Source organism: Mucilaginibacter angelicae (genome assembly GCF_042434235.1).
GTDB lineage: Bacteria > Bacteroidota > Bacteroidia > Sphingobacteriales > Sphingobacteriaceae > Mucilaginibacter > Mucilaginibacter angelicae.
The window spans coordinates 1-16,177 of sequence record NZ_JBHLTS010000020.1 but is presented as its reverse complement, the minus strand read 5'-3'; the positions used below and the strand labels follow the sequence as shown (position 1 = coordinate 16,177).

Annotated in this window: 18 protein-coding genes; 12 read left to right on the top strand and 6 right to left on the bottom strand. The window is 42.7% G+C overall.

Annotated elements, in window-relative coordinates:
- Positions 1-219 precede the first annotated feature (219 nt).
- From ACFFGT_RS08435 to ACFFGT_RS08420, 4 genes are all read left to right on the top strand, one after another.
- Positions 220-774, top strand: coding sequence for a hypothetical protein (locus tag ACFFGT_RS08435; protein ID WP_377022078.1), 555 nt, complete (start codon positions 220-222; stop codon positions 772-774).
- 163 nt (positions 775-937) lie between these two features.
- Positions 938-1,210 carry a hypothetical protein gene (locus ACFFGT_RS08430; RefSeq protein ID WP_377022077.1) on the top strand — a complete coding sequence of 91 codons (273 nt, stop codon included), beginning with the start codon at positions 938-940 and terminating at the stop codon, positions 1,208-1,210.
- 51 nt (positions 1,211-1,261) lie between these two features.
- On the top strand, positions 1,262-1,660 hold the full coding sequence (locus ACFFGT_RS08425; RefSeq protein ID WP_377022076.1) for a hypothetical protein: 399 nt from the start codon (positions 1,262-1,264) through the stop codon (positions 1,658-1,660).
- A 262-nt stretch (positions 1,661-1,922) separates the two neighbouring features.
- The gene (locus tag ACFFGT_RS08420) at positions 1,923-2,852 is read left to right on the top strand and encodes a DedA family protein/thiosulfate sulfurtransferase GlpE (RefSeq protein WP_377022075.1); all 930 of its coding nucleotides are present in this window, start codon (positions 1,923-1,925) and stop codon (positions 2,850-2,852) included.
- A 112-nt stretch (positions 2,853-2,964) separates the two neighbouring features.
- Here ACFFGT_RS08420 and ACFFGT_RS08415 read toward each other — a convergent pair whose 3' ends face one another.
- The 3 genes from ACFFGT_RS08415 to ACFFGT_RS08405 all read right to left on the bottom strand — a co-directional run bounded on the left by ACFFGT_RS08415 (position 2,965) and on the right by ACFFGT_RS08405 (position 7,129).
- Positions 2,965-3,465 carry a hypothetical protein gene (locus ACFFGT_RS08415; protein WP_377022074.1) on the bottom strand — a complete coding sequence of 167 codons (501 nt, stop codon included), beginning with the start codon at positions 3,463-3,465 and terminating at the stop codon, positions 2,965-2,967.
- A 187-nt stretch (positions 3,466-3,652) separates the two neighbouring features.
- Positions 3,653-6,058, bottom strand: a complete 2,406-nt coding sequence (locus tag ACFFGT_RS08410) for an outer membrane beta-barrel protein (protein ID WP_377022073.1) — start codon at positions 6,056-6,058, stop codon at positions 3,653-3,655.
- A gap of 252 nt (positions 6,059-6,310) precedes the next feature.
- Positions 6,311-7,129, bottom strand: coding sequence for a hypothetical protein (locus ACFFGT_RS08405; RefSeq protein ID WP_377022072.1), 819 nt, complete (start codon positions 7,127-7,129; stop codon positions 6,311-6,313).
- A gap of 384 nt (positions 7,130-7,513) precedes the next feature.
- Between ACFFGT_RS08405 and ACFFGT_RS08400 the strand changes: the two genes are divergently transcribed.
- On the top strand, positions 7,514-8,905 hold the full coding sequence (locus ACFFGT_RS08400) for an MATE family efflux transporter (RefSeq protein ID WP_377022071.1): 1,392 nt from the start codon (positions 7,514-7,516) through the stop codon (positions 8,903-8,905).
- A 39-nt stretch (positions 8,906-8,944) separates the two neighbouring features.
- Entirely contained in the window at positions 8,945-9,322 is a 378-nt protein-coding gene (locus ACFFGT_RS08395) for a DoxX family membrane protein (RefSeq protein ID WP_377022070.1), read from the top strand.
- Positions 9,323-9,737: 415 nt separating this feature from the next.
- On the opposite strand, the gene ACFFGT_RS08390 is transcribed toward ACFFGT_RS08395, so the two are convergent.
- Entirely contained in the window at positions 9,738-11,531 is a 1,794-nt protein-coding gene (locus ACFFGT_RS08390) for a Kelch repeat-containing protein (protein WP_377022069.1), read from the bottom strand.
- A 506-nt stretch (positions 11,532-12,037) separates the two neighbouring features.
- Here ACFFGT_RS08390 and ACFFGT_RS08385 point away from each other — a divergent pair.
- From ACFFGT_RS08385 to ACFFGT_RS08370, 4 genes are all read left to right on the top strand, one after another.
- Complete coding sequence (locus tag ACFFGT_RS08385) at positions 12,038-12,538, top strand: hypothetical protein (protein ID WP_377022068.1); 501 nt, start codon at positions 12,038-12,040, stop codon at positions 12,536-12,538.
- 44 nt (positions 12,539-12,582) lie between these two features.
- Positions 12,583-12,801: a hypothetical protein gene (locus ACFFGT_RS08380; protein ID WP_377022067.1), complete on the top strand. Its 219-nt coding sequence runs from the start codon at positions 12,583-12,585 to the stop codon at positions 12,799-12,801.
- 223 nt (positions 12,802-13,024) lie between these two features.
- Positions 13,025-13,219 (top strand): cold-shock protein, encoded by a 195-nt coding sequence (locus tag ACFFGT_RS08375; protein WP_377022066.1) that lies wholly within the window; start codon positions 13,025-13,027, stop codon positions 13,217-13,219.
- A gap of 121 nt (positions 13,220-13,340) precedes the next feature.
- Positions 13,341-13,652 carry a hypothetical protein gene (locus ACFFGT_RS08370; protein WP_121226782.1) on the top strand — a complete coding sequence of 104 codons (312 nt, stop codon included), beginning with the start codon at positions 13,341-13,343 and terminating at the stop codon, positions 13,650-13,652.
- 50 nt (positions 13,653-13,702) lie between these two features.
- On the opposite strand, the gene ACFFGT_RS08365 is transcribed toward ACFFGT_RS08370, so the two are convergent.
- Positions 13,703-14,152, bottom strand: coding sequence for a cold-shock protein (locus tag ACFFGT_RS08365; protein ID WP_377022065.1), 450 nt, complete (start codon positions 14,150-14,152; stop codon positions 13,703-13,705).
- A gap of 158 nt (positions 14,153-14,310) precedes the next feature.
- Entirely contained in the window at positions 14,311-14,631 is a 321-nt protein-coding gene (locus ACFFGT_RS08360) for a hypothetical protein (protein WP_377022064.1), read from the bottom strand.
- 377 nt (positions 14,632-15,008) lie between these two features.
- Between ACFFGT_RS08360 and ACFFGT_RS08355 the strand changes: the two genes are divergently transcribed.
- The gene (locus ACFFGT_RS08355; RefSeq protein WP_377022063.1) at positions 15,009-15,398 is read left to right on the top strand and encodes a hypothetical protein; all 390 of its coding nucleotides are present in this window, start codon (positions 15,009-15,011) and stop codon (positions 15,396-15,398) included.
- Positions 15,399-15,834: 436 nt separating this feature from the next.
- Positions 15,835-16,177: TubC N-terminal docking domain-related protein (locus ACFFGT_RS08350; RefSeq protein WP_377022062.1), on the top strand; the 343-nt coding region annotated here is incomplete at its 3' end.

The window sequence follows — 16,177 nt, the reverse complement described above, 5'->3', positions numbered from 1 at the left end:
ATTGGTTATGAGACAGATTGTATAGTAAAGATAATTAAAATATCCCCGCGTTGCTTTACTTTAAGAACTTATAACCTGCAGGGATCTTGCAAACGGATTCAGCGGGGTTTGGTGTTTTCATTTTGGCTATGCTCTTTATCCTTAGCCTGTTGGGCATAATGAGCCGGTAAGTTTAGATGAGATTAAAATAACTCCAAGGAATAACTAACTTAGACATACATGAAATCAGGAGTCATTATATTAATGTCAGTTATTGCACTTATTCTAAATACGAGCTTATATGGTCAACAAATTGGAAGACGACATATGCTAAATACTGATAGCATAGCTGTCTATAAAAACGTTTCTGAAGTATCAGTACAGAATTGTTTAGGGAATTTACTTCAAGCTATTGTTAAGTCTAATAGTAAGTACTACAAGCAAGGGGTATCGTTCTATGGATTGCATATTAGCAACCGTAAGAAATATTGGTACTTAGAAATCTTTATAGATCAATGGCATGGAACAAAAGACACGAGTTATACAGCAATGTTAAAAATGAAAAATGCTGTATTCTTATGTAGCGGTGACCTGCGTAATAACTCTTTGTTTTCAAAGGTTGGTTTGCATTGTCAGAAGATAAAGTTCGTCGCTTCTAAAAAACAAATTGAACCAATGCTAATGGACCCATCATTACAAGGTACGTTAAATATCTGTTCAGGACTACCTATTTATGTTGAGGTCTATACGCCTGATCCCATACAGGGATATCAAATGAATGTTAAAAAACATTAGAGTATTATCTTAAGCAACAAGGCCCCCGTTACCGCAAGCGTTTTTCATTGCCGCAAGGCTGTGCCTTGTGGTCTGTTTGCTAAGTATTGAATATGCAAATACCGAATAAAATCAACACGGTGCTGCCGTGAGTTTCGCCGGTATAATACCGGGGCTTGGAAAATTGGCTGAAGAAGAAAAAATCGCCAAGGATGTAAAAGTTATTGAAGAGGCAGTAGTCGGTGAAGAGAAAGTTGCTACTAAGATCGAAAAAGAAGTTTATATGCAGGTTAATGAGAAAGGCGAAACGCTCAAAACAACCAAAACGAAAGCTGGTAATACTAAAATTGACGAAGAAGCACGAGGAACTCATCATACACAGTTAAGACGAGATGAATCCCGGCACTATGCGCAGAGAACAACGTTTGACAACAAAGGGAGAAAAAAATCTGTATAACTCATAATAAACCCAATAAATCAAATTCATATAAACACACGTACTATAAAAATGGAAAAAGAAGCCCAGGAGCCTAAATATAATTATATTGTAAATCAAAGTATTAGTAGTTTGAATGTTTTTAAAAGGCTGAGAGCACTGGCAAATAAATTAGTCGTTTTTGAAGATTTAGAAGTAGAGCCGTATGATAAATTTTCAATAGGTTTCCAAGCAGATTATTGGTTTATCAAATATCATTTATTTAGGGATGGGAGGATGGATTTGGATAATGATTTTGAATTTTTTTTTGACGAAGAAGATGTCAATATTGTTTGGTTAAAAATTACCGATGAGGAGACTTTTATCCTTTCATGCAGAGATGGAATTTGGTTCATAGATTTTTTCTATCTCGATAACAAAATTTTTGACTTTTTTAAGAACATGATAAGTGAGGTTAAAGTTAATGATTAATTTCCCTCGCCACCGCAAGCGTTTTTCGCCGCCGCAAGGCTGTGCCTTGTGATCTACATGCAATGTAATTCCCGGTTATGCACTACAAGTCAGTTTCCAGGCAAATATCTAAAAGGATCTGTTCTAATATAGTCCCATTAACACAAGTTGTTTAATATTTGCTTAACGCTACTGTTCGTACTTTTGATGTCAAATAATGGTTAATCAGCAAAATCGGACCGATCAATCAAATTAAGTATCATATCTTAGCTGCAATTGAAGTATGAATGCATTAGTTGACTTAATACAAACCTATGGGCTCTGGCTGGTATTTCTTATCACTCTTTTACAGAGCGTAGGGTTACCATTACCTGCGTTTGCAGTGCTGATCGTAACTACAGCCGTTACGCCTCCAACCGAAGCGAATATCATCATACTAATTTTAACAGGAACGCTGGGTACCTTAACAGGTGACGTCATATTATATTTTGCAGGGAAGAGATACGGAACGGGTATCCTTGGGAAATTATGTAAAATTTCTATTTCACCGGATACCTGTGTTCGCAGCACCGGCGATATTTTTGAACGCTACGGCGCCCCTGCGTTAACTATTTTGAAATTTGTTCCGGGCCTGTCGACACTTGCACCCGTTGTTGCGGGAGTTTATGCAATGCAGGTAACATTATTTGTTTTCTTTTCATCCATCGCAGCACTTATTTATATTGGTGCGGCAGTAACGCTGGGTGCAGTTTTTCGGCATGAAGTTGACGGTTTGATCTCTGCATTAAGTCATTATGGTAAGCTGGGAGGTTTATTTGTCGTCGTTTTATTCGGCTTATACCTTTTGTTCAAATGGCTTCGGCGTTATACCCTTATCAAACAGTTTGAAACGGATAGGCTAACTGTGAATGATTTGATTGAATTGTTGGATGGGGAATCGAGTCCTGTGATCCTTGATGCACGTCCGATAGATCAGCGCACAAAAAATGGGTTTATACCGGGCTCAGTCCCCATCGATGAAAGCAGTTTGAATGATATTGCCGACCGGTACGCAGAACATAAAGAGATTGTTATTTACTGCTCGTGCCCGAATGAAATAACTGCCGCAAGATATGCAGAGAAATTACGTAAAGTTGGCTTAAAACGCATCCGTCCCTTATTGGGAGGAATTGATGCATGGGCTGAATCAGGCCAGCGGGTTACATTTCTTTAAAGGCCGCTTAAATCTAATTGTTTTAAAATGTAGAGACGCATCACATGCGTCTCCCGCATGCAAATTCATGGACTGACTTATAAAGCGGCTTGTGCTATGGGATGTCAAATAGTTAATCAGTTAAATAGAAAATATCAGCGTAGTTTGCTACAGCGCCGGAGTCTTTCACGGCTTCTTTCTGACCGATCAGTAATTTTTCTACCGCATATTTACCTTGATTGAGTTGGATGTGAAGTTCCTGAGCTTCTTTTTCGCCCAGTTTAAGGTAAACAACCTCAGCCGGTGTTTTTTGCAAAAAGTTCAGGTTGCCAAGGTATAAAGAGTTGAAGCCGAATTTTTGATCGCCATAAGAAAACGCAGGCCGGATCGCGAAATCCATAGGAATGATCTTGCTATTTCCATCCTTCCGGTACACGGCGATCTGGGTTTTTATATACGCTCCTGTGGTCTTATCATTTAAAAGGTCATCACCTGCGTTATTTTTGATGACTAAGTTCAATTCCGGCCCCCTTGCCGGTGAACAGGCACAAAGGCCGCCGCCGCCGACATTTTCTTTTTTGCAACCCACATTGATGATAAATAGTAAGAGGGAGATGATAAGGAATTTTTTCATGACTTTTAATTTAGGTAATAGATTCTGATATAATTACGTGAAAAATCCGGTTAACGATACATCTCCGATTTTTTTTTACGGTATTCAGGGCTTAAGCCGGAGGCAACAAAATACTCCATGCGCAACGCGCCAATGATGGTTTAAGGATATTTATGAAGAACAGGGTGGCCTGCGATAGTCTTATTCCTTATCCATTTCCTACCCGCTGCATTTCATCAGCGGCACCATTATCGCGCTTAACCGTTTTGTAGGTTTTGCCGAAGCGATAAGTGAACGCAAGCACCACTACGCGGCTATCGCGCTTAATCTTAAAATATTCGGTGGCGTTAGGGAACTGCGTTAAGCCTTCCATAGCGCTGGTGTAAAATACATCGCGCATACTCAACTTCAGGTTAGCCTTCTTTTTAAATACCGACATGCCCAGGCCGGCCGACATTTGCCCGGTAGGGTACAGCCGTTCCTGCACATCGTTTCGGGCACGGGTAGTGTAAAAGCCTGATAGCTCTCCGGTAAAACGCTTGCCAATGGTGAACTGGTTGCTGGCATTGAGGTTAAGCTGGTTAATATCCGATGTGTAATGATTGCCGTTAAAGCCACTCAGCTTTTTATAATTGTACAGCGCCTGTGCTGTGAGCGTCCACCAGTTGGTAGGTGATGCTGTGATGGCTTCGGATACGCCAATGATGTACGTGCGACCCACATTACCCTGTGTATACAACAGAATGCCCGCTTGTGCAGGGTCACTCAAAAATATCTGCGAAAAGTAGTTGTTGATGTTACTGTATGACACTGTAGTAGTAAGCAGGTTTTTGTATTGATGGCTCAGCTCCAGGTTCCAGCTGTATTGCGGCAGGATGTACGGGTTGCCGGTTTGATAGGTGTACTTGTTGATGATGAAATAGAAGGGGTTGAGCGTTTGATAAGCCGGGCGATCAATACGGCGGCTTACCGTTAGCGTGAAGTTGTTGGCGGTATCAGCCTGGTAACTGAAATAACCACTGGGGAAAAAGCTGCCATAGTTGCGCGAGAAAGCCGAGTCCTTTTGCAGCACGTTGCCCAGTTGATGTGCATGATAATCGGTATGCTCATAACGCAGGCCTGCCTGGTAGCTGATAGCCTTGTACTTGCGCTCCAACAGTGCGTAGGCCGCATGGATGTTTTCACTATAAAGGAAATGGTTACTGCGGGTCAGGTCGTCGGTCCATTGGTCTGAGCTGAAGTTTTGATAAGCAGCGGCATTATCGGTACTGCTGTGTACCGACTTCCAGCCCAGTTGCCATTGGGCATCGTTTTTTGTTTTGAGCGTGTAGTCGGCCTTGCCCGAGAATATGGTGATGCCCGTGGGGATGCTGGCGCGCGTTAATTCGTTGTAGCCGCCGGTGGTTTGCAGGCGGTTGTTAAAATTCTGGTCGCTGGCAATGTTGTAGTGCAGCCAGTCGGCATCGGCGCTGATATCCTGGGTTTTGCTGATGGTATGGCGAAGGCTCAGGCTTACCTGCCCGTTTTTAAACCGGCTGTTGTTGGCATTATCGGTAGCGATAACTGAATCTGCCGCGCCGGTTGAGTTAAGCCAGCGCGCCGAAGCCGTGTTGTTACCCTTGCGGTGGATCATGGTTCCGCCAAGCACAATGCCAAGCGTAGTTTGGGGCGAAACGTCATAATCCAGCCCTGCTTTGGCAGTATTATTCAGCAGTGTGCCGGTGAAGTGTGAGGGCTGCTCCAGTGTTGAAGTGGTTGCCCCGCCCGCGTTGGTGTATTTGCGCAGCGCGTACAGGTTGGTAAGATATTTCTGATCGCTGATATTGTAATTGAAGAAAGTGCTGATGCGCCCTGCGCGATAATTGAGCGCCAGGGTATTATTGGTTTTGAAGTAAACACCCTGCGCCACCGTGGCCGAAACCGATCCGTTAAAGCCCTTTTGCCGGTTCTTTTTGGTTTTAATATTGATGATCCCCGCATTTCCATTGGCATCATACCGTGCGGTGGGATTGGCAATTAGCTCAATCTGCGAAACCTGGGTGGAGCTCATGCTGCTGAGCAGGTTGTTGAGATCGGCGCCGGAGAGATAGGTAGGCTTACCATCTATCATCACCAGCACCCCTGGCTTGCCTTGTAAAGAGATGCCGCCATTACGGTCAACCATCACACCCGGCGATTTCTCCAGCACCTCCAATACCGTAGCGCCTACGTTAGTTACCGAGGCTTCTACGTTGACGATCACTTTCCCCTGCTTTACCTCCACCGGCGGTGTTTTGGCAGTGATGTTCACCTCGTTCAGTACCGTGCTGACGGGTTGCATACGGACGGTATCCTGCTTTATATTCCCTGAAATAGTGTAGCTGCGCGTGGTTTGAGGCCGATAACCGGTATAAGTTACTGAAAAGCTAAATGTTCCCTGCGGGATATTATCAAACCGGGCCTGGCCGCTGGCATTACTTATGATCACGCTGACCTTCCGGTTAGCATGGATCAGTTTAACGGTGGCACCATCGGCGGGTTGGGCATTTTCTTTAATAACTATCAGCGTAAACTGCTGTGCAAAGCCGCCCATGGGTAACAGGGCCAGTAAAAAGAGTAAAAGCGTTCGGGTCATTCAGTCAATCCTAATAATCCCGTAAGATAATCAGGCTGAGGCTGATGTTTGCAATTTAAGATGCGAAAATATAGGGGAAAATCACTTTTTTACTTCGCTGTCTGAGTTGGTGAGGATGGCTGCTTATGGCCGGATAGTTTCGTTGGCCGTTCCTGAATCTATTATGTCGGGTACGTGAAAGCCACGAGTACGCCACGCTCTTTGTCGGCGCTGCTTTATAGTACGACTATAATACCCAACACATGACAAATCTTATTTACACAACGAACTCAGCTTCATTAAAACGCTTCCGTCGATAATTTCTGTCGCAACCTTGCCATTGGCGTAAGTGTAGGTAAAAGTATGGTTGCTGGTATCCGTTTTACCGCTATAGGCATTATAGATGTAGAAATGCTGAACGCCGACGTTATGCTTAGAGAAAGGATTGAAATAACTGAATATATCATAGGCCCAGTCGTAGGGCATCCTGTAGTTTACGTTGGGCTTGTCGTCGTAATTACCGTAGCGCGCTTTTACGTTACCGTACTGGTCGGTAAGTTCGGTTAAATTGTCGTTGTCGTCGTACACCAAATTATCAATATAGTTGCCATCGGTTTGCAGGGAGGTATTGTCCGAATATTGAGCGTAGCTGGCCAGCCGCCCTTTGGTGTCGTAAGTGTATGCGCTGTGTACTATAAGTTTATTACCCAGGTAATACCGGCTGGCGTTCATCAGCGTATCGTTATAGTCATACTCGTTACGGGTGTAATAATTAGCGAAACTGTTGCTGCCCAGCGACATCCACGACTTCACCACATGCCCATGATCGTAGGCAAAAGTATCGCTCCAGGCAACGGCGCCTCCGCTGGTAACCACATGTCTTATCAACTGGTGCAGGCTGTTGTAATAGTAATAATTGGCATAAGCCGCCTCAGGGAAGCTCATGTTCGAGTCTATCGTCATATAATCATAGCAGGCAGGGCCAGCCTGCTTTTTGGCCGCATCCTTTTTGCAGCCTGAAAACAGTAGTAAAACCCCAAAAAACAGCAGCAGGACTGGGATTATCAGTCGGGCAAAGACAGGTTTAGTCATGTGGTTTAAATGAGTATTTGACATGAAGATAGGAAATATATGCTGAAGGTGGAAGTTTTGATGGTAAGCCCGTTTATAAGAAATATTTGTAAACTTTTTTAGGACGATACAGTTGTGAAAGTCACGAGTACGCCACGCCCTTAGTAGGCGCTGCATACTCACGCCCTTTATCCGCATCAGTTTGGATGTTGTGCACTAAGACATGCTGCCGAAATAATTTTGTCGCGAATTACCCCCGGGATTGTCGCTTTTGCACGCTGCGAATTACCTGCATGCATCACATCTTTGTATCGTTGATTTAGTTTATGATCAATTAGGATCGTGTTACTAAAAACAACAAAGTAAACAGGCAACCGTACAAAATTTTTAAATAAGTAAATAACGATGAGTACAATACAGATCACAAGTTCGAAACTCTGGAACGCCATTAAGCTTTCCCTTAATGGCGAGCAACAGGATTATACGCAAGGCAGTATTCCGAAAGCCATCTTTTTATTGGCTATTCCAATGATCCTGGAATTAAGCCTGGAAAGCGTTTTTGCGGTCGTGGATATGTTCTTTGTAGGTAAACTTGGGCAAAATGCTATAGCCACGGTAGGTTTAACAGAGTCGGTGATTACTATTGTCTATTCCATCGCCATCGGTTTAAGCACCGCTGCAACAGCAATAGTAGCGCGAAGGATCGGCGAAAAGAAACCTGAAGCTGCGGCCCATGCCGGCGCCCAGTCGCTGGTAATCTGTCTGATCACCACTATTTTGGTTAGCCTGGCCGGAGTTTTATGTGCACCTGAGATCTTAAAGTTGATGGGTGCAAGCGAAGAAGTGGTTAGGGACGGCGCTATTTTTACCCGGATCATGCTGGGCAGCAGCCTGGTTATTATCCTGTTGTTTCTGATCAACGGAATTTTTCGCGGTGCGGGTGATGCTGCCATGGCGATGAAAAGCCTTTGGATCGCAAGCGCCATCAACATTATTCTTTGTCCGGTTTTTATTCACTTTTTCGGATTAAAAGGTGCTGCCATGGCCACCGTAATTGGACGGAGTTGCGGGGTGACTTTCCAGGTATACCACCTGTTTAAAGGCAGCGGCATTCTGAAGTTTCGTTGGGCTCACTTTAATTGGGATCCTGCGATTGTAAAGACTATCATCACTGTTGCCTGGCCTGCAACTTTTCAATTTATCATTGCAAGTGGCAGCTGGATCATCCTGACAAGGTTGGTTGCGGAAACCGGTGGCACAGCAGCCTCGGCCGGCTACCAGATCGCTTTCCGGAATTTCGTTTTCTTTATTTTACCCTGCTGGGGATTAAGTAATGCTGCCGCAACCTTAGTTGGGCAAAATTTAGGTGCAGGCCGTGTTGACAGAGCTGCTCAAAGCGTGTTGCTTACAGCGCGCTATAATGCCATATTGATGAGTTTCGTTATGCTGCTGTTCCTGTTTTTCGCCCGCCCCATCATAAGCATATTTACAACCGAACCTATTATTTTGAATTTCGGGAGTACGGCGCTCAGGATCATCGGTTCGGGATTTATATTTTATGCCATAGCCATGGTTATGAGCCAGGCCTTAAACGGGGCCGGCGATACCAAAACGCCTACCTGGATCAATTTCGGTTGCTTCTGGCTTTTCCAGGTGCCTTTAGCTTATTTACTCGCCAAAGGCTTTGGTATGCATTCGGCAGGTGCAATTACCGCGGTGCCGGCCGCCGAAGCGCTTTTAGCCCTGGTTTCCTGGTATTATTTCAAAAAAGGGAACTGGAAAAAGGTGAAGGTGTAAGACTGCTGTTATTAACTTAAAAACAATTAAACCACATAAATGATGAAAAAGACAATCCTGTTCATTGTATGCCTGTTATTCGGGCTGATGTTTATCAATGCCGGCCTGAACAAGTTTTTGAATTACATGCCCGTACCTAAAGACATGCCGAAAACCGCCATGGCCATGTTCGGCGCTATTATGCAGATCAAATGGCTGATGCCACTTGTAGGTACAGCCGAGATCATCGGGGGCATCCTGGTGATTATTCCCCGTTCCAGGGCTTTAGGTGCGGTGATCATTTTCCCGGTTATGGTTGGCATTTTGTTAACCGTTATCTCTTTATCTTCGGGATTGCCCATGGTGCTCGTGCTTTGGGCGGTGCTTATCTGGGTGATTATTGAAAACAGGGAGAAATATCTTCCTATGGTGCGGTAATGGGTGACCTGTACGGCAATCAGTGTTCCGCCCGTTTGCTGGTTTCATTAAAAAGTACGGGCTTTGTTAGCGTTTAACGAAGCCTGTGCTGCTTTGCTCAGCTTTGTTTGTTGTTTAATTAGAGAAGGTCAAACGACGAGACGCGAGTAAAAAGTTACGAGTACTCCACGCTTTTTGGCCAACGCTGCATACTCGCGCCAGTTGGGGGAAGTTACAAGTTCGTTAAATATCATTTCAAAACCAAACGAACAAGGTACACGCGACACGCGTGCACCAGCAATGGGGCCAGTCTTGGTGTTTAGAGGAAATACTTAAAAACAGATCCCTAATTCGCCCAAGATACTCCTCATCAGGCTGCATGATCATCAATAGCCGTTTGCTGCCAAAATTAAGCATTAATTATCCCATGTTTTACTTATGGGATAAATTCAAAGAAAGATTGCGAACCTTCGCTATATGGATAAGTGTTCGACCAACCGCAGATAACGTATCCGGTATTGGCTATAGTTGTATAAGCTGTCCCATACCTTATTGCATTTAATATTTGTTCCTTTTTCGTCCAGGTATCGGTAGCAGGGTCATATTCATAAACGAATGAGCTGACGCCGTCGGTATCATTGGTATTGCCGCCGCCAACATAGCCTTTGTTGTTCAAACCGAACAGGAACTGTCCGTTACTTCCGGCTTCGTATGGTATGCTCGCGATCTGTTTCCATGTTTCGGTGGTCATGTCAAAGGACCATGCTTCTTTTGAAGTTGCGAATGGTGCCTGAACAACTCCGCCGACTATGTATGCTTTATTGTTTATCGTAAAGCCGCTGGCCATTTCGCGCGCCTGGCCGGGAAATGGGCTGAGTTTTTTCCAGCTGTTGTTTGCGGGATCAAACCTCCACACGTCATTGACCTGAATAAAGGCAGAGGGTGTTCTCTGTTCGCCACCTACGATATAACCGTATTGAGCGGAATTAAAGTAAGCTCCGTAAAGGGTTTGTGTTCCCGGAAACGAATTGATCATAGTCCAGGTGTCACTGGCGGGATTGTAGGCATAAAACGCATTAGAGGGATAATCATCAAAAAGCCCAAGGCCGATATAGGCTTTGTTCTTTATGGAAAATACGCGTACAGCAAGTGCACGTTGCGGACAGTCGGCAACTCTTGTCCAAACATCTGCAGCCGGATCGTACTTCCACCAATCTTTTAATGATTGATTAGTGGCCCTGCTTTTACCAAGCCCTGTGTAAATATTACCATTCAATGTTACTGCTACCGAGTTTTCCCTTGCCTCTCCGGGGAATGATTTTTTTGGTCTCAGATATTTATAGATAAAATAATCGGCGGTTGAATAAGCAGCCAGGTTAACGCCAGTTTGAACTGATAGAGTCCCTGACTGTGAGATTGTTGCGCTGTTATATTCCACTACGAGTTTGTTTGCCGTTGCCGATACCACGTTTAGCTTGCTTGCTCCAATGGACACCATGTTTTTAGAAAGGACCGGGTTGAAAAACTGGCCGTTTATGGTGAGCGTTTTGCCAACTATCAAATTGACGTCGTCTGTCGGCGTAATTACAGGAGGGGTTAATGATAGGCCGATCATGTTACTTTCCTGGCCGAGTACTGCGACGGATAGCAGGTTGAACCCGTTCGTTATGTCATTTGTTACGTTAAAATAGATTTTAGTATTACTTATCCGGGTAGGGTGGATGATGGTGGTTTTATTGATGATGATGTTGATACTGTTCAAGTCGCTATTGTTGAGTGCATCCATTGTCAGCTCCACTTCATCGCCCCAGGTATAGGTTTTTGTTAGATATGTTAATCCTGGTTGTTTGGTTCCGTTTGACTTGAATGGAGTTTGCTGGCTGTAGTGATAAGTGTTTGCATTGTCGACGTAAAAAGCCTTTACATAATAAGTAGAATCTTTGGTAAGACCTGATAGTACATTATATTCGAACTGAAGGGCGGGGGAGTCATTCTTGTAAAGAAAAACACTGGCTAAGCCTGCTGCCGGATCTGGTTTAGCGGACCAGATAAAGCCAGTTTCTTTTACATTACTTAGTAATAAATTATCTATTCGGCCGGAAAACAGGGCTGATTGTGTTTGTTGAATAATGTTTAAGGTTATATTTGGTGATGGTTCTTCTTTCGGATTTTTTTTGCATGAGCAGATCAATGTAAGCAAGATCAAAAAGCGGCAATGGAAATTTTTCATTGAATGGAGTAGCGTGAAAAAGTTTAAGTTTTAAATAAAGAAAAAAATCTTTTGCCAAACATACAAATTACCGATGCGTTAGGCAACTATTCGATAAAACTGGTGGGGAAAGTATTAAAAGCTCATCCTAACTGGCGCGTATGCAGCGACGGATATTGTGGGCAGAGTACTCGTGACTTCTCAGCCTACTGGTAGTGAAAGTTACAGGTACGCCAAGCTCGTTGAGGACGCTACATACACATTAGTTTAGGTTTTTAATAATATAATCGTCGCAGTGGTACATTTATCCACTATAAGAATCATGTTGAACCGTTTTAAACATGCTCTTATAGTTCTTAAGCAAAACCGTTGCTACTGGTAAAAATGTAACAAATTCGAAAGTATTTGCAACATACGCGAAAGTAGCTTTCGGATGGGCTATGTTTCTTTGTGAGGCAATTGTGCCAGCCTTGCTAACTGTGGCGATCATGTTTGGCGAGTTTCAAAACAAATATGTTTACACGCTTATGAAAAACCTACAAAAAACCTTATCGATACCGTTTATAGTGATACTAAGCTGCGTACTATTTCCCGGATGCAACTATAGTAAAGGCACCAAAAAAGACTTCCGCACCGGTTTATCATTCAGCTACAATGGCTTTATTGTGCAGGACGTTTTATTGATTGATCCGGCGAATAAACGTATGACCGACAATAAAGTACAAATAAATACCCGTATAGCTATAGTTGCGCTTGGCGTAAACAATTATCAGCTTAAGGACAACAAGGTTTTTCCGGGAATGATGCTGTTGGTGACCGATAAAAAGGGAACACCTGTGCTTAAGGCCGACGACCTGTTTGCCGGCGATCAGGGCCATCCGCCTGCAAACGCTACCGAACTGCGCGGAGATATCACCATTGCAAGACCTATGGTAGCCGGGGAAACCTATCACGTAAAAATGCACGTTTGGGACAAGGTAAAAGCTGATAATGAAATAAATATTGAAGCAGACCTTGCTGTACAGTAAGCTATTATACACCCCGATTTTGGTAACCTTTTAAATTATTTATCATGGCCATCCTTTTGCCGAGAAAACCGACCCTTATTTGCATGGCAGTGCTTGGCCCCATTTGCATGGTGGACGGCATTGTCAAAAGAGACGCCAAAGAGATCCTGGCAATGTTGGCCGTATTTATATTTGCCATAGTTAGCCTCCTTAACGACAGGAAAAAAAAGCTGGCCAGTAAAAATGACCGGGAACGTAGCAACCCTATCAAACCAATAACTTAAACAAACTCCCAACCGGCGTGAGTATTGCAGCACTGGCTATTGTGGGCCAGGTACCCGTGACTTTTAATTTGAAAGTGAAAGTCACAAGTACGCCACGCTCTTTGCCGGGTGCGTAGCATACCCACGCAAGTTATTAAGAATTTAATTTTTTGTTAATAAATTTAAATTTTAGATAAAATAACGAATTTTATTTGTATCTTGCCTACTTATTAAAAAAGATATAATGCAAAAAGAAGGTACCGTGAAATTTTTTAATGCCGCAAAAGGCTTTGGATTTATTTCACAAAATGATAACAGGAGCGAAATTTTCGTTCACGCTACAGGTTTAATTGATGAGATCCGTGATAATGATCAGGTATCTTACGATGTAGAAGAGGGCCGTAAGGGTCTTAATGCAATCAATGTTAAAGTAATCTAATCATCAAATATCACATTGGTAAAAGCATCCGGCCCTAAAGCCGGATGCTTTTTATTTACATATCCCGGAACCAGGCGAAAAAAAGCACCGGGCTAATAAACAAATAACAAAAAGAAGTAAAATGCAGGTAGCTATCAGTAAAGAAGTAAAAGAATACCTTTTCGACCTTAGGAATATTGCAGCTGAAAACGGTTTTAAATCCGAAAAGCCATGGCAGGTCAGGTTGGCCAGCCAGGCTGATAAAAACTCAATTGAAAAGCAATACTATGCCAGCGTTTCTGTTAAAGCGGGTGCCGAAAAACTTGCTTCTATGCTGGCGCAGGTAGAGGCCGAACTAATGTTGCCGGCCACAGCATCCCTTAGCCTCAAAGATATTCGGCTTAATGAATTACAATACCTGGTTGCCTATAACCCGCTGCAGGAAAGGCGATAATACTTAGTAATCGTTCTTTCGGTAAGCACATAGCTTTAACCAGGTATTTATTACTTTTTCACCTTAATCGCATTTAAGCCTTTAGCTCCCTGCTCGGTTTCAAAGGTTACCTTGTCATTCTCCTGGATGGCTTCCGTTAAACCATTGGCATGTACGAAGATGCTTTCCTGGGTGGCCAAATCTTTGATAAATCCATAACCTTTGGATTCATTGTAAAAGGCAACAATGCCTTTCCGTACCGGATCGGCAGGAGCGAGGTACTCCTGCCTGGGGATACCGATCTGGATATCTTCGGCATTCATTGTTTTCTTTTTATTCGGATCGGGCGGAGTTGTGGTAATATTGCCGTTTTCATCAATATAAGCCATCATATCTTCCAGGCTCTTTCCTTTGTTTGAATTTGCCTTCCTGTCTTCTGCCTTGTCTTTCTTATCGAGTTGCTTTTTAAACTTTTTCTTTTCCCGTTCCTTTTTACTAAAGGTTTCTATTGGTTTGCCCATAACTTAATATACGAAGAAAAATCGACAAAAGCGACGATCCGAAAATTTTTTTTAATAAAGAAATGTTTTCCCCGCGTTATTCATTTTAAAAGTATCAACGTTGTCATGGGCGGGGGGCCACTCGTGTATATAAAATTGTTAGTACGGGATATTAGCTTTCAAATCAATTTAACTTTTTTCCAGATGTTATATCCGCCATACATAAACATGAGCACAATAAATACATATACCCAAACGGGGATATTGCGCCCGGCAATGACCAGGTAAAGGTAAGGTATGCTGAAACTAACAGCGGCCAGCAACAACGGCATCATGATAGCCCTTTTTGCCCTTAGGTTTTTAATTACCCAGCCAATAAAAATTACGAAGCATACTTTACTGACCAAATAAAGACAGCCCAGCAATAAGGGGTCAACCTCATGTTTTTCGCCTAAGGCAATTACCCAGTCTTTAATTAATATGAAAAAATCTGCCATCATTGCAATATATCATTTAATGTTGATAACGGAGGTGGAAAGAAGATGATAGCTATAGTCGATATTCAGTTCCCGATAACGATCAATTTGAAATGAAAACGTTTTTGATCGCTCCAAAATCAATTGGCTTTGATAAAAAATTCACCTTACCGGCGCGATGCAGCGCCGGATGTATTGTCGCTTTGTTAAACAGACCCCTCCACCTCCCGAATTAGTTTCGGGACAGGCTCTCTCAAGAGGGGAATCGCACAAGCCCTCACATTATTTCTTTCAAACACCTGTACTTCCGCCCCTCCAAACCTGCTCATTTGTAAATAAAGAGCCTGGTTTCTATAGGCACAAAAAAAGCCCTCAGAAAAAATCTGAGGGCTTTTAATTAAGTGGAGCCGGAGAGAGTCCTATCGAACATCATCTATAAAGACAGGAATCCGATTTATTACCTTGAGGTCAAGCCCAAATGGGATGACAATGGACGTTTTGCTTTAAGCAAGAACCAAACGGAGCGTTGTGCCGGGAAAAAAGATTGTTATGCCGTCATTTCTGTCAATGTTGACCGATACAAACGGCAACATGCTATGGATACCGGAAACATTCCATTTGTCGATCTAAAAGATTTTGTAAAGGTAAATGACAACTTGGGCGGTTATTTTGAAAAGCTCGTTTTTGAAAATATCACTAAAACGGAGTTGAATGATCCAAAACTCATTGAGTACCGGGGGAGTATACCGCAAAAACTGATCGATGAAACCGGAATAGAATTCGATCAATGAGCTGTTCCTTACTCGTACGAAACAATATGAGATAAGTATTTGATGATATATCGGTAACTTTTTCCTGAGATAAAATAAGAAAAAAATATTTTCTTATTTATTATTATTTTTTTTCTTATTATTGTTTTAAATAAACATCTAAACTACCTATACCTATGAATTCTCCAGATAAACTCTGCGGTTAAAGTATATTCCTGAAATTAAAGAATGATTTGCAATGAGTTAATTCATTGTTAAGCATTTGTATTGTCTTTTTGTTTTGTTATCGGCTTTATTAACGATAATAAGACCTGATGATTAGCGCAATTAAGTTTGATTTTGTATAACCTTTAAACTTTGAATTGAGCCGGATTAGATATGATTTATTGGTATTAATTATCGAAATAGTGCCTCGGTAATTAACGCGTGGATTGTATTATTGGCGATATATACATATATGGATACCGTTAAAAATTTGATTCTGGAACTGCAGGCTTTGGATGTTAATATTTCTGTGGAAGGGGATACCCTTGCTATTGATTCACGAAAGGGACTTATTGACGATAGATTGAAAAATCTAATCCGGAGCAATAAGTTGGAGTTGATCAAATACATTAACCAGATACGTGATGAAACATATACAAAGATATCGAAAGTAAGGGAGAGCGAGAGTTATGTGATGTCTTCAGCGCAGCGGCGTTTGTGGGTATTGTGCCAGTTGGAAGAAGGGAATGCGGCGTATAATATGTCGGGTGTACATGTTTTTGAAGGAGTTCTTGAGGTTGGGTGTTTATCATCGG

What these genes read in the sequence shown, in the direction of transcription:
- ACFFGT_RS08435 (WP_377022078.1), top strand. Translation starts at nt 220, where the DNA reads ATGAAATCAGGAGTCATTATATTAATGTCAGTTATTGCACTTATTCTA.
- ACFFGT_RS08425 (WP_377022076.1), top strand. Translation starts at nt 1,262, where the DNA reads ATGGAAAAAGAAGCCCAGGAGCCTAAATATAATTATATTGTAAATCAA.
- ACFFGT_RS08420 (WP_377022075.1), top strand. Translation starts at nt 1,923, where the DNA reads ATGAATGCATTAGTTGACTTAATACAAACCTATGGGCTCTGGCTGGTA.
- ACFFGT_RS08415 (WP_377022074.1), bottom strand. Translation starts at nt 3,465, where the DNA reads ATGAAAAAATTCCTTATCATCTCCCTCTTACTATTTATCATCAATGTG.
- ACFFGT_RS08410 (WP_377022073.1), bottom strand. Translation starts at nt 6,058, where the DNA reads ATGACCCGAACGCTTTTACTCTTTTTACTGGCCCTGTTACCCATGGGC.
- ACFFGT_RS08405 (WP_377022072.1), bottom strand. Translation starts at nt 7,129, where the DNA reads ATGACTAAACCTGTCTTTGCCCGACTGATAATCCCAGTCCTGCTGCTG.
- ACFFGT_RS08400 (WP_377022071.1), top strand. Translation starts at nt 7,514, where the DNA reads ATGAGTACAATACAGATCACAAGTTCGAAACTCTGGAACGCCATTAAG.
- ACFFGT_RS08395 (WP_377022070.1), top strand. Translation starts at nt 8,945, where the DNA reads ATGATGAAAAAGACAATCCTGTTCATTGTATGCCTGTTATTCGGGCTG.
- ACFFGT_RS08390 (WP_377022069.1), bottom strand. Translation starts at nt 11,531, where the DNA reads ATGAAAAATTTCCATTGCCGCTTTTTGATCTTGCTTACATTGATCTGC.
- ACFFGT_RS08385 (WP_377022068.1), top strand. Translation starts at nt 12,038, where the DNA reads ATGAAAAACCTACAAAAAACCTTATCGATACCGTTTATAGTGATACTA.
- ACFFGT_RS08380 (WP_377022067.1), top strand. Translation starts at nt 12,583, where the DNA reads ATGGCCATCCTTTTGCCGAGAAAACCGACCCTTATTTGCATGGCAGTG.
- ACFFGT_RS08375 (WP_377022066.1), top strand. Translation starts at nt 13,025, where the DNA reads ATGCAAAAAGAAGGTACCGTGAAATTTTTTAATGCCGCAAAAGGCTTT.
- ACFFGT_RS08370 (WP_121226782.1), top strand. Translation starts at nt 13,341, where the DNA reads ATGCAGGTAGCTATCAGTAAAGAAGTAAAAGAATACCTTTTCGACCTT.
- ACFFGT_RS08365 (WP_377022065.1), bottom strand. Translation starts at nt 14,152, where the DNA reads ATGGGCAAACCAATAGAAACCTTTAGTAAAAAGGAACGGGAAAAGAAA.
- ACFFGT_RS08360 (WP_377022064.1), bottom strand. Translation starts at nt 14,631, where the DNA reads ATGATGGCAGATTTTTTCATATTAATTAAAGACTGGGTAATTGCCTTA.